General features: G+C 40.0%; 7 protein-coding genes. 6 read left to right on the plus strand and 1 reads right to left on the minus strand.

All coding sequences use genetic code 11. The features are described 5' to 3' along the window. The first annotated feature begins 594 nt into the window (after positions 1-594). The 6 genes from V6R21_RS06935 (at position 595) to V6R21_RS06960 (ending at position 12612) form a co-directional block, all read left to right on the plus strand. Positions 595-3549, plus strand: coding sequence for a SusC/RagA family TonB-linked outer membrane protein (locus V6R21_RS06935; RefSeq protein ID WP_334242091.1), 2955 nt, complete (start codon positions 595-597; stop codon positions 3547-3549). 97 nt (positions 3550-3646) lie between these two features. Next, positions 3647-5212, plus strand: a complete 1566-nt coding sequence (locus tag V6R21_RS06940) for a RagB/SusD family nutrient uptake outer membrane protein (protein WP_334242093.1) — start codon at positions 3647-3649, stop codon at positions 5210-5212. 493 nt (positions 5213-5705) lie between these two features. Continuing rightward, positions 5706-8876 (plus strand): SusC/RagA family TonB-linked outer membrane protein, encoded by a 3171-nt coding sequence (locus V6R21_RS06945; protein ID WP_334242095.1) that lies wholly within the window; start codon positions 5706-5708, stop codon positions 8874-8876. 95 nt (positions 8877-8971) lie between these two features. Continuing rightward, positions 8972-10480: a SusD/RagB family nutrient-binding outer membrane lipoprotein gene (locus V6R21_RS06950; protein WP_334242097.1), complete on the plus strand. Its 1509-nt coding sequence runs from the start codon at positions 8972-8974 to the stop codon at positions 10478-10480. An 80-nt stretch (positions 10481-10560) separates the two neighbouring features. Next, the gene (locus tag V6R21_RS06955) at positions 10561-11643 is read left to right on the plus strand and encodes a hypothetical protein (RefSeq protein ID WP_334242099.1); all 1083 of its coding nucleotides are present in this window, start codon (positions 10561-10563) and stop codon (positions 11641-11643) included. 120 nt (positions 11644-11763) lie between these two features. After that, a complete protein-coding gene (locus V6R21_RS06960; RefSeq protein WP_334242101.1) occupies positions 11764-12612 on the plus strand; it encodes a hypothetical protein in 849 nt (282 codons plus the stop codon). Positions 12613-12655: 43 nt separating this feature from the next. Here V6R21_RS06960 and V6R21_RS06965 read toward each other — a convergent pair whose 3' ends face one another. After that, positions 12656-13414 (minus strand): hypothetical protein, encoded by a 759-nt coding sequence (locus V6R21_RS06965; protein ID WP_334242102.1) that lies wholly within the window; start codon positions 13412-13414, stop codon positions 12656-12658. Between the last annotated feature and the right edge of the window lie 61 nt (positions 13415-13475).

A 13475-nucleotide genomic window follows, 5' to 3' on the forward strand; every position in this document is an offset into this window, starting at 1 on the left:
TCGTCAACATTTATGCATATGCTGACGGCCTTTTTAATGACTTAAAAGTTGGAGAATAAATGAAGTAATTGTACAGTGAAGACAGATAGTGCAGTAGGTAAATAACAAAAAATAGGATTATTTGTAGAAAGAGATATAAAAAGAGGGATTTGTAGTCAGGAGTATTTTCTTAGAGAAGGCATTTTAGTGAATAAGTATAGTTTTGACACTTTCAGAATATTATTCCAATGTTAAAATTGTATTAATAAAAATCTTCTTTAAAGCTTGTTTTTTACTGATATGAGTGTGTTTTTTTATAAAATTTTCAACAAAGAGTTTTATTATTTAAATCCCGTTAATTACCTTGAATCAACAAACAATCTAACTATCTGTGGTTTTTTTGTAGTTATTTAAGAATGACTTCACAAAACAACCTCCCAAAAAATCTCACATCTTTTTACTGTTTACTAATGCACCTTTTTAATAAGGTGACTTCATTTCTCTTACTAAAAAGTTTTCGACGTTGCCTTCTACTATGTCGGTTGACTTGGAGCTAAAAAATCGGATTTCAAGATCAGCTTCAGGTTACTTAAGGAATATCTAAACGACAAACTTATGGCGAAGAAAATCTTTTTATCACTAGCGCTTTTGCCGTTGCTTACATTGGCGGCATTCGCACAAGATCGAACTATTACAGGTAATGTTTCAGAAGCGGGCGAACCGCTACCAGGTGTAACAGTATTGTTAAAAGGTACTACCACTGGCACAATTACAGACTTTGAAGGTAACTATACTATAAAAGTCCCATCTAACGAATCAGTACTAATCTTCCGTTTTCTTGGTTATCAGACACAGGAAATTGTAGCGGGCGCTCAGTCAGCTATCAATGTATCTTTGGTTGTTGATGCAGAAGAACTGGAAGAAGTGGAAGTTGTGGGATATACAAAGAAAGACGTTTCTTCTTCTACTCCAACTGTAGAGAACGTAACAGATATTACAGCACCTAACATGGCTACCGCGATGCAGGGTAAGGCAGCTGGTATCAATATTACACCTCCATCAGGACAGCCGGGTGCGAAAGCGAATATCCGTATTCGTGGTGTAGGTTCCATCTCAGCAGGTACAGATCCGTTATACGTAATTGATGGAGTAATTATGAGCTCCGATGACGGTATTGCGGCTAACCAACAGCAGCAACGTGACCCACTGGCAAGTATCTCACCTGAAGATATTCAAGATATCAAAATCCTGAAGGATGCAGCAGCGACTGCTCTTTATGGTGCTCGTGCAGCAAACGGTGTAATCTTGGTAACAACGAAGAGAGGTTCATCTGGTAAACCAACTATTACTTTCTCTACAAGACAAGGTATTTCACGTTTGAATAAGGGTAATCTGGAATATGCAAACGGTAAAGAATTCGCTGAATTCCATGGAGAAGAATGGAACGGTACTGACACTGACTGGATTGACAAGGCTTTTAGAGATGGCTATACACAAAGCTATGATGTAAGTATGTCAGGAGGTAACGACCAGACAAAATACTATGCATCGGCAGGTTACTATAATCAAGAAGGTATTTTGATAGGTTCAGGTTTTGAGCGTTACTCATTGAGAATGAACCTTGATCAAAAGGTTTCCGATAGGGTAAATGTATCCTTAAATACGAGCTTGTCTCAAATTGATCAGCTGGATGCGTCAAACGGTAACCTTTACTCATCTCCATTGTTGGGCTCATACCTACAGGCTCCAACTGTAAGCCCATATGATGAGGATGGAAACCCACGTGCTTTGTTAAACGATGGTGCAGTTCAAGCTAACTTCTTGCATGATACTCCATTGAATTCTCGTAAAACAAAGTCACTGAATGGTGTTTTGGATGGTAAGATCAATGTCTTGCTTACAGATTGGTTAACAGCTAGTAATACAACGGCACTTCGTTTTGAAAATGCTGACTATACCTACTTCAGTAATCCAAGCTCATATGATGGACGTAGTACTAATGGTAGTCTTGTAGAGTCGCATTTGACTAACTCAACACTGACATCCACTTCACTGCTAAACTTTGATAAGACGTTTGGAGGAGTGCATGAAGTAAGTGGTATCTTAGGTTATGAGTACCAAGAAAACAATAGATCGCTGACGAGTATGGAGGGTACTCAATTCCCTGATGGTCTGTCGAACATGGACCAAGCTGCACAAATCAGCTCAATTGGAGGTAGCAAGACATCATACAAATACTTGTCATACCTGTCTCAGGTGGCTTATAACTATGATGGTAAATACTATGCTTCAGCGTCATTCAGACGTGATGGTTCTTCAAAATTTAGTAAGGAAAACCAATATGGTAACTTCTGGTCAGTAGGTGGTAGCTGGTTTATTTCAAGAGAAGACTTTATGATGGATTCTCCTCTGACATTGGCTAAAATCAGAGCTTCATATGGTACAACGGGTAATGCTAATATTGGAGATTTTGAGGCAAGAGGTTTATATGGATATGATGCCTATAACAAATTGCCTGCGGCATACTACGAGCAACTAGAAAATGAAGACCTTACTTGGGAGATTCGTCATAAATTCAATGCAGGTTTTGATGTTTCTTACAAAGATGTCATTACACTGAATGCAGATTTTTATGTGGAAAACTCTAAGGACCTGTTGCTAGAAGCTCCTCTTCAATCGACTACTGGTTTCTCTATTATAAGAAGAAACGTAGGTGAAGTGCAAAACAAGGGTGTTGAGCTTCAGCTTTCAACCAACAACTTGAAAGGAGAATTTGAGTGGAATACAGCATTCAATATCGCATTCAATAAAAACAAAGTGCTGAAATTAGATGATGACCAATCTTCAGTTGTAGATGGAATTCACATCATTGAGGAAGGCAAGTCTATCTATACCTTCTATCTGAGAGAGTTTGCTGGGGCCAACCCTGCAAATGGAGAGTCATCTTGGTATGTGAACAATCCAGACTTGACTGAGCAAGAAGTAAATAAGATGCTTGAGAGCGATGAGTACTATATGAGAGATGGTCGTTTGGCGACATCTAACTTTGGTAGTGCGAAAAGAGTTGATTCAGGTTCTGCACTGCCTGACTTTACAGGTGGTCTGACAAACAATTTCAAGTATAAAAACTTCGACCTGTCAATATTTATGACATTCTCAGTAGGCGGTAAAATCTACAATGGTACAAAGCGTTTTACAGAGTTGTTTGATGGTGCTGTATCAGGTTATGCGATTACAAAGGAATCGTTAGGTGAAAGATGGGAGCAGCCAGGTGATATGACATACCTACCTGCTTATGGAACAGGATCATCTACTTATCACTCAGATAGAATTCTAGAAGATGGTAGTTACTTGTCTCTGAGAAATATCACATTGGGATATACAGTGCCATCATCATTGGCTGAGAAACTCCACTTAACTAATATCAGACTATTTGCGTCTGCACAGAACCTATTTACCATCTCTGATTACTCAGGATATTCCCCTGTAACTGTAGATGCTGATGGATATAACTTCTTTGAATATCCAGAAGGTAGAATGTTTACAGGAGGTGTAACAGTTAAGTTCTAATACACAGTAAGCAAATGTAATAACCTAACTGACTTGTAGAGTTTTTGCTCTACAGGTCAGAATGAAAAACTGAGTGAACATTTAAATTGAATCAGTCATGAAAATGAATAAATATATATTAGGAGCATTCTTGTTATCAGCAACATTGTCTTCTTGTAACCTAGATACTGAGCCGGAACAACAAATTGAAGTGGATGAGATCCAAGATGTTCCAGGGCAGGTAAGAGGACTTTATAACTTGACTCAGGCTGTGGCATATTATGGTCGTAACTATACATTGTATGGTGATATGGGAACCGACTCTTACGTTTGGGTAAACGGTAGCCGTTTTATCCTGGAGTATGAGATGAATAAGAATGTTAGTATCAGTGAGTCAGATGATGACCGTACAATATTTGCAAGAGCTTATCAGGTAATTACCAATGCCAATAGGATTATTGAAAACCCTGAGGCGAATAAAGACGAAAAAGGGCAAGCATATTTTATGAGGGCTTTGGCTCATTTTGATCTATTCAGGTTGTATGGGGAAATACCTTTGATATTGACAGTTGCTGATGCAGATCGCAGTAACTATCCAGCTAATGCTACTGAGGAGAATATCTATAATCAGGTGATCGACGATCTGAAAGTAGCCAAGGCTAATATTGTGAATAAGGATGTGTCTTATGCAACAGCTAATGCAGCTTCTGCACTTTTGTCCAGAGTATACCTTTACAAGGGAGATTACCAAGAAGTAATCAATGAAGCAGATTCAATTTTGGCTTCCGGAAGTTACAGTTTAACTGCAGGTGAAGACCTTTTTGAATACTTCAATAAAACTGGTGGTAAAGAAACAATCTTTGAGATCGTATTTACAGAAAACCAAACTGCAGGTTCCAATAACTTCGGTTACATTGCTATGTCTAGTGTAGCTGGTGGATACGGTTCATATGCCGTAAACCCTGAGTTTGTAAACAGTTTTAACAGAATAGATAAGGATGGTTTTGCCGATGCTCGAGGAACAGTAGGTCTAGCTACTAAAGATGCAACTGATGAGGCTATGTTTATAGTTGAAGGGGAATGGAATAAGGACAAGGACTCACTGTTTGTCTCTAAACCAGGGTTTATTTACAATAATAAATTCCATGCACAAGACGAGGTGCTAGGCTTGCATTCACCAAAAGTATTGCGTCTGGCGGAAGTACTTTTCAATAAGGCTGAAGCAATTATAGCCTTGAGAGGGGAAGGAGATCAAGATGTGATTGACATTATTGAATCAATTAGAACAGCAAGGTATATCCGTCCAGTTCAAGGAATAAATGAAGACGCAATTGCATATCAAACTAGATTGGATGCATACAATGCCGCTCTTGTAAATGGAGGTACATTGGCAGAGCTTTTAGAAGAAAAGAGAAAAGACTTCGCTTTTGAAGGTCATAGAATGTATGACTTGAGAAGAAATAGTTTGCCAGTGACTGTAAAAGAAGTAGAGCACGCTAAGCAAGCTGAAGGAGTTGATTATGTTTCAGTCGGTAAAGATGGAGAGTTTATACAAACTACTTATGAGGTGAAGGATTTGGTGACGGTTCCTGCTGGTGGTCATCAATTCTGGAGACCAATTCCAGAAAACGAGCAATTAGCAAACCCTAACTTGCACCAGAATTTCGCTGAGTACGGAAACTAATTAGGTGTAGTTGAAGATATAACCACAAAAGGCCCCTCTTAAGAGGGGCCTTTTTATGTTCCAATTTCTTGAATAGAAGTATTGGTTAGCTTCAATAAGTTTTAAATAATTTTCTCTTATCAAGAATGGTTTATATATGAATAAATGATCACTATGAAATAACCATATATGAAGACTATTTATTTAAATGAATACATGTAAAATAGATGATATATTGTTTTGAGTGATTTTGTGTAATAGTGTGAGTATTACTTTTTTATCTTGACTTTGAATAAATATTAGTACTTATGTGTTGTTCTGTACTTTATTATTTAAATAAAAGTGGGTTTATTAATATTTTTTAATGATAAATATTGATTTTTTGATCTAACACTTGTATTATCGTGGCCTATATCGCTTTTACGAAATATTTCATTCACTATGCTTCGGTATGGCGAAACACTTTTTGGTAAAATTCTTTTACAACAAAATTACCAATTCAATTATTCAAACTATGAGAAAATCATTATTACTGTTATCAATGATGCTTGGGCTAATTACAATGGCCTTTGCGCAAGAGAGAACGGTATCTGGTGTAGTTAAAGATGCTACAGGTGAGCCTCTTCCAGGTACTACCGTTCAAGTAAAAGGTACTGCTCAAGGTGGTGTAACAAACCTTGATGGGCAGTTTAAGTTGATTGTTCCTGAGGATGCAACAACTTTAGTGTTCCGTTTGGTAGGTTTTGAAGTTGTTGAACAAACAATAGGAACTCAATCATCATTCTCAATTACTTTAAAAGAGGATGTAAAACAACTTAATGAAGTTGTAGTAACAGCCTTGGGTGTATCAAGAGATGAGCGCTCACTAGGTTATGCAATGCAAGCTGTAGGTGGTGATGAACTTTCAGAAGTGAAATCAACAAACGTAGTAAGCGGCCTTGCAGGTAAAGTATCAGGTGTTCAGATCAACTCATCTTCTACAATGGGTGGTTCATCAAGAATCCTGATCCGTGGTGCTAACTCGATCAACGGTAACAACCAGCCACTTTTCGTAGTGGACGGTGTGCCATTGGATAACTCAAACTTTACTTCATCAAACCAAGAAAGAGGTGCGGGTGGTTATGACTACGGTAACGCAGCTCAGGATATCAACCCAGATGACATCGAGTCAATGTCAGTACTGAAAGGTGCAGCAGCAGCAGCCCTTTACGGTTCTAGAGCAGCGAACGGTGTAATTATCATCACAACAAAATCAGGTAAAGGTAGAAAAGGTATCGGCGTAAGTATCAATGCGGGCGTTACTTTTGACAACATCCTTCGCCTTCCAAACTACCAGAACTCATATGGTGGTGGTGGAGCAGGTGCTTTTGGCTCAGCTACAGATGCTAATGGCAACCCTTACGCTTCATATGCAGTGGATGAGAGCTGGGGTCCTAAACTGGACGGTACACCAGCAAGACAGTGGTACAGCTTTGACGAGTGGCACCCTGACTACGGTCAAGCAACTGCTTGGGAAGCACACCCTAATAACGTAAAAGACTTCTTTGAGACTGGTGTTACTACAAACACTAACGTGGCATTGAGCGGTGGAAACGATGCTTCTAACTTCCGTTTGTCATACACAAACATGGACATCAACGGTGTGATGCCTAACAGTGAAATGACAAGACACACAGTAAGTTTCAACGGTAGCACTAAACTGTCAGAAAAATTCACAGTTTCAACTGTAGCTAACTACGTTTCATCTAAAGCACTAGGCCGTCCAGGTACTGGTTATGATGGAGGAAACATTATGCAACAGTTCAACCAGTGGGGACAGAGACAGTGGGACAACGAGCAAATGAAGCAGTACAAGAACCCTGACGGTTCTCAACGTACTTGGAACAGAAGATCTTACGATGACGGTAGACCTAAATATACAGATAACCCATACTGGACAAGATATGAGAACTATCAGGATGATGATAGAGAGCGTTTCTTCGGTAACTTCGCATTGAACTACAAAATCAATGAGAACTTCTCAGTTTCAGGTAAGGTAATGACTGACTTCTACACAGATTCACGTAGAGAGAGAATCGCAGTAGGCTCTCAGGATATTTCAAAATACTCTGAGGATGTAAGATTCGTGAAGGAGAACAACTATGAGGCAATGTTGAGATACGACAAGACTTTCGATAGTGAGTTCTCAGTAAACGCATTTGTAGGTGGTAACATCAGAAAGCAATCATACAAAAGAAACTACGGTACTACTGTAAACGGTTTGAGCGTTGCAGGTCTTTATACACTGTCAAACTCAAACTCTCCAGCTCAGTTGCTTGATGATGGCTATACTAAGCAAGTAAACTCTGCATTCGCTTCAACTTCATTCGGGTACAGAAACACTTACTTCCTGGACGCAACAATGCGTGTTGACCAGTCATCTACATTGCCAACAGACAACAATACTTACTTCTACCCTTCAGTGACAGGTTCATTCGTATTCTCTGAACTTGGAGCTTTGAGCGGTTCTAACATCCTTTCATTCGGTAAACTGAGAGCAGGTTTTGCAGAGGTAGGTAACGATACTGACCCTTACAATATCCTGACTACTTATTCAGCTGATACAAGAGGTTCATATGGTAGTTTCCCACTTTACACAGTGCCAAATACACTGAACAATGTTGATCTGAAGCCAGAAACTACTCGTTCATATGAGGTAGGTTTGGATACAAGATTCCTGAATGACCGTGTAGGGTTGGATGTTACTTACTACCACAACACGACATTTGACCAGATCCTGGATATCGCAACTTCAGCAGCTTCAGGTTACTCAAGACAATACATCAACGCAGGTGAAATGTTGAACCACGGTCTTGAACTGATGTTGTACGGTACTCCAGTACAGACTGCATCAGGCTTCAAGTGGGAAGTGACAGTGAACTGGGCGAAAAACATGAACGAAGTTGTTGAACTGTACACAGACCCTGAGACTGGTAAGGAAATCAAAAACCTGAGATTGGCTAACGCTCCATTCGCAGTGTCAGTGAACGCTTACAAAGGTGAGTCATACGGACAGATCGTAGGTACAGGATATGTATATGACAACAACGGCAACAAGGTTGTAAACGAGGACGGAACTTACAAAGTGACTGACGGAGTTGTAAACCTTGGTTCATCACTGGCTAAATGGACTGGTGGTATCAACAACACATTCTCATACAAAGGTATCTCACTAAGAACACTGATCGATGCTCGTTACGGTGGTAAAGTATTCTCAACAACAAACATGTGGGGTAAATACTCAGGTATTTTTGAGGAGACTGCAGCTAACGGTGTTAGAGAGAACGGTCTGATTGTAGAAGGTGTAAACGAGGATGGTACGCCAAACACAACTGTAATCGATGCCAACACACACTTCTTTGCAAACGGTGGTTACACAATTGCAGAGGCAGACGTATACGATGCGTCTTACGTGAAGCTGAAAGAATTGGCATTGAGCTACAAATTGCCTAACAAACTGGTAAGCAACTACGGTATCAACAACGTAACTTTCTCAGTTGTGGGTAGAAACCTGGCGATCCTTTATAGCGAGCTGCCTCACCTTGACCCAGAAGTAACAGCTTCAGCGGGTAACATTCAAGGTATTGAAGGTGCTCAAGTACCTAGTACAAGATCTATCGGTTTCAACGTGAAGTTCAACTTCTAATTAGGGAATATTTCTATAGGATATAAATGATGCTTATGCTCAATATATTCTAAGAACCTAAAGAATTGATCAACATCTTAAAGAGAATAATTATCATGGCAAATACAGTATATAACAAATTCAAAGTGGCTGCAATGGCAGGTATGTTGCTTTTCGGTGCAACAGGCTGTAACCAAGACTTTGAAGAAATGAATATTGATCCGGATCAGCCTTCAGTGGTAGAGCCAGGTTTCCTATTGGCTTCAGCTCAAAAAGGTTTGATGGATGACATGTGGGATGAGTGGGCAAACGGACGTTTCGGTCTACTTTACTCTCAGTTCTGGGCACAAAACAGTTATACATCAGAAAGCCAGTACAAGGCAAGACCTTCTGAGGATAACAGCAACTGGACTAATTGGTATGCAGGTGGTCTGAAAGACCTTCAGGCTGTGATTGACCTGAACAATGAAAAAATTGCAGCAAATTCTTTTGCTTCAGAGGCAGAGAAAGCAGCAGCAGTTAACCAGAATGCGGCAGCAGAGATTATGAAGGCATACATGTTCCAAATGATGACAGACATCTGGGGACCAATTCCTTACTCTGAAGCACTTACAGGAAACAAGACACCTAAGTATGATTCACAGGAGTCTATTTATATGGACCTGTTGGTGAAACTGGAAGAAGCATACAATAGCATTGATGCAGATGCTCCAGCTTTTAGTGGTGATGCACTGTACAATGGTAATGCTGTAGCCTGGCAGAAATTCGCAAACTCATTGAGAATGAGAGTGGCGATGAGAATTGCAGATGTGAAGGAAGATGTGGCTAAAGAAAACTTTGCTGCAGCCTACAATACAGGTCTTTACTTTACTAGTAATACAGAAAATGCTGCAATTGTATATGCAGCAGCTCCTCACAACAACCCATTGAATGAGGACCGTAAGACAAGAGAGGACTTTGCAGTAAGTAACACGATTGTTGATCAGATGCTTGCTGACAATGACCCAAGATTGTCTGTTTTTGCAGAGCCAGCGGCTAATACTGGTACATTTATCGGTATGATCTATGGTGAGAATGAAAATATTGCCAACAACCTTCCTGTAAATGCAGTATCTCAGCCAGGTGCAGCTGTATTGGATGCGCAAGCTCCAGGTCTATATATGGTTGCAGCTGAGGTAGACTTCCTATTGGCAGAAGCTGCACAAAGAGGCTTCATCGGCGGTAGTGCAGCAGCTCACTTCAAGCAAGGTATCCTGACGTCAATGGACCAGTGGGGTGTTGACAAAGCGTCAGCAACAGCTTATGCAGATGCTCAAGTTTATGATGCAGCTAACTGGAAAGTATCACTTGGTGAGCAGAAATGGTTAGCCTTGTACATGCAGGGACACCAAGGCTGGATCGAGTGGAGAAGACTGGATTTCGGTATCTTGAGACTTCCTAAGGATGGAATCCTGATCTCAGGTCTGAGCACAATTCCTACAAGAAGACAGTACCCTATCGACGAGCAAACATTGAACGGTAACAATTATCAGAGTGCCCTGACTGAAATCGGAGGTACTGATAAAATGGATGCACGTGTTTGGTGGGACGTTGCTGAAGGAACAGTTGTGGACTACAGCTATTAATATAGGCTTGTAGGAGAAGCTGTAAAGCTTCTCCTACAAAGAGCTTTTTATATTTTGGTTAACAGACAAATAACAGAAAAATGAAATTCAATAAATATATAGCAACAGCTTCTGTATTGGCAGCACTGAGCCTAGGGTCATGTGCAGGTGAAGCAGAGCAAGATTTTTTAGTGCCAGCTAATAGCTTTGGCTACAGTACAAAATACAGTTTCACAGACCTTGACAAAATTATGATCAGCATTGATGCAGAAGGTGTTGATGCGGCTGTTTTGGAGCAGGTTGTAAGAGATGAGGATGGCAATATCCTTCAGATCAAGAAGCTGGGTGATATGACGATCTCAGGAGGCAAGGCTTCAATCGAGCTGAACCTGTCTGATGCAGAGCTGTCAAGCGTAGGGGATGAAGTAGAAACTCAGTACACTGTGACTAGAGGTGGTAGCACCGAAACTTACAAGTACAGCACGATTGCAGTAACTTCACCAATCAGCTTTGAAGCAGATGAGGTGATCCAGAACGGCAAAGATGCTTTTGTAAGGTTTGAAGTAGGTACAGCCAATGCAACAGTTTCAAATGTAGTAGTTGAGAGCGCAGTACTGAAGTATGATGAGGACAACGCTGATGTAGCATTTTCAGCAGTGGCAGGTGATTTTGACCTGGCAAATGACAGTGTTAGCCTGAATGGTGTGGACTACTCACTGTATGATACACTTGCATACAAGGTAATAGTGAATGGAACGTCTACAAAAACAGTATTGGTTCCAGTGAACAAATACACTTTTGATAGCAAAGGAGAGGATATGAAATATGCAGGTCAGACATTCACTTTCATGGAGGATGTTGAGACTGTAGGTTTCGATATCGTTTCAGGAACAGGTAATGACTTGGGTATTACAGGTCTTGGTACAACTATGTTTGTGAAAGCAGCAGATTTGGATGTATCAGATAAGTTCCAGGCACAAAACGCATACGATGCAGGGACACCGGCAGCTTCTTTGGCAGGTCTAGTAGATGGTGACATTGTTGTTTATAAGTCAACATACACAGACGAGGACAACAAAGAGCATACAGTGTTCGGTACATTGACAGTTGATGATGTTACTATCACACTGGATGCAGATGGAGCAATTGAGGACAAGTCAATCTCTTTCTCTTTCCAGAACTAAGAGATAGCTCATATGAATAATAAGAAGGCTACCATGTAAAGTGGTAGCCTTTTTTCATTGACACAGTAAGAGAAAATCACTAATATACCATCAATGATGAAGGACTAACCCAATATCACTATGGCTATAACTAAAATAAGACAAACGATTTTTTTGATGGTAATGCTGTTGACTCCAATGGCTGTTTGGGCTCAAAATGGCAGCTTTATGGGGAAAACAAAGGATTTTAAATACCGAAAGAATATAGGGAAAGAGTTTTCTTTTGAGGAAGAACTTGAAAAAAGGCCAGAGGAGAGTAGGGATACACTCTATTTACTGCAAAACTGGTGGCTTCCGGGAAAAGTAGTGCTTGAAAATGGTGACACTGTACAGGAAGAGAAAATACGTTATGACTTGGCTTGGAATCAGCTTGAAATACTGAAAGAGCAGGAAGTCATGAAGGATACATTGACCTTGGATAGTACCTATCAAATCATTGATTTGCGCACTTTGAATCAGTTTGTATTAAAGGACTCATTGGATGGGGAAGAGTTTGTTTATCACTACGTCAATGGTCATAACTATTCTATAGAAGGGGTGCCACTGGTAGGTGTTTTTGAAGTATTGGTGGATGGTCCCTGTCAGCTGATCTCACGGATTATGCTGAAAAAGGTGCGAGCCTATATTGATTATATGGATAATAGTTTACAGGCTGATTTGGATAATGACAGCAGAAATATCCTTAATGATGAGGATGATTATAAGATCAGGACAGAAGAGCGTAAAGAAGAGCTGTATTGGGCTTCGGAAAGTGGCAACCTGACGAAGGTTGATAGCAGGAGGAAAAAGGCTTTACAATATTTTGGTGTCTATGGGAAGCAGATAGACAAGTTTATGAAAGAGCATAACTATACATTCCGCTCAGATGATGACCTAAAAGAAATTACGACTTTCTATAATAGTCTGCTGAAACAGGCAGAAGAACAATAAACAAGAACCCCCACTTTTTACCATAAAAAAGTGGGGGTTAATTTTATAACTCATGGTGATAGGTGATTTCTCTTTTCTCCAGATAATCACAGTTGACATCATTGCTGTTTTTGGCAATTCTTGTTAGCCAGTTTCCTTCACTATCCATCTCTGTATACTCATAAGTAACGGTATTGTTCAGATCGGGATATGTCTTGTCGTTATGAGTGTATGTGTCTGGAAAACCCTCACTGTTATAAGTGTAGGTGTCAATAGTGGCAATATTCTTTTTAGAGGTCAGTTTTGTGATCTTAACACAACGACCTTGCGCATCATATTCAAGGTGTATTTCCTCAATAAGTGTTTTGTACTCATTCCATCTCTCTGCATAGGTCGGCAAATCTTGATCATTGAATTCTGCAAAATCAAAGCTTTCGGTTGCCATCAAACTGCCTGATACCCTGAAACCACTGTATAGGTTTGATCGGGCATAGAACCTTTCAGTTACAATTCCTCTATCGTCAAGGTGTTCTTTCAATTTACCATTCTTGTTGAACACCATCACGATGTCGTGCAGTGTAGCAGGCTTGACCACTTCGTCTTTATAAGTAGCTTCTTCCCATTTACCCTCATACTGAACGGCACAAACATAGGAAACCTTTACATTTTGGATATCACTTTTCAGTCTATCAACACCCCAATGGTCAGTGGATGGAAGTGACTTCTCAGGGTTAGTATAATAGTATTCGTTAGCTTCAGGGTACTTATTTCCAGATAGGAATAAGGTCGTGATCGCTAGTAGCGAAGTAAAAAATAAGTTCATTGTTATAGATTTAGTTTTTGCGCTATAATACTTAGCATAGGTTATGCTCAAAGTTAATGAC

The sequence above is a fragment of the Limibacter armeniacum genome (genome assembly GCF_036880985.1).
In the GTDB taxonomy this organism is placed as follows: domain Bacteria; phylum Bacteroidota; class Bacteroidia; order Cytophagales; family Flammeovirgaceae; genus Limibacter; species Limibacter armeniacum.

Coding starts and splice junctions, on each gene's coding strand:
- V6R21_RS06935 (WP_334242091.1), top strand. CDS start 595: ATGGCGAAGAAAATCTTTTTATCACTAGCGCTTTTGCCGTTGCTTACA.
- V6R21_RS06940 (WP_334242093.1), top strand. CDS start 3,647: ATGAAAATGAATAAATATATATTAGGAGCATTCTTGTTATCAGCAACA.
- V6R21_RS06945 (WP_334242095.1), top strand. CDS start 5,706: ATGAGAAAATCATTATTACTGTTATCAATGATGCTTGGGCTAATTACA.
- V6R21_RS06950 (WP_334242097.1), top strand. CDS start 8,972: ATGGCAAATACAGTATATAACAAATTCAAAGTGGCTGCAATGGCAGGT.
- V6R21_RS06955 (WP_334242099.1), top strand. CDS start 10,561: ATGAAATTCAATAAATATATAGCAACAGCTTCTGTATTGGCAGCACTG.
- V6R21_RS06960 (WP_334242101.1), top strand. CDS start 11,764: ATGGCTATAACTAAAATAAGACAAACGATTTTTTTGATGGTAATGCTG.
- V6R21_RS06965 (WP_334242102.1), bottom strand. CDS start 13,414: ATGAACTTATTTTTTACTTCGCTACTAGCGATCACGACCTTATTCCTA.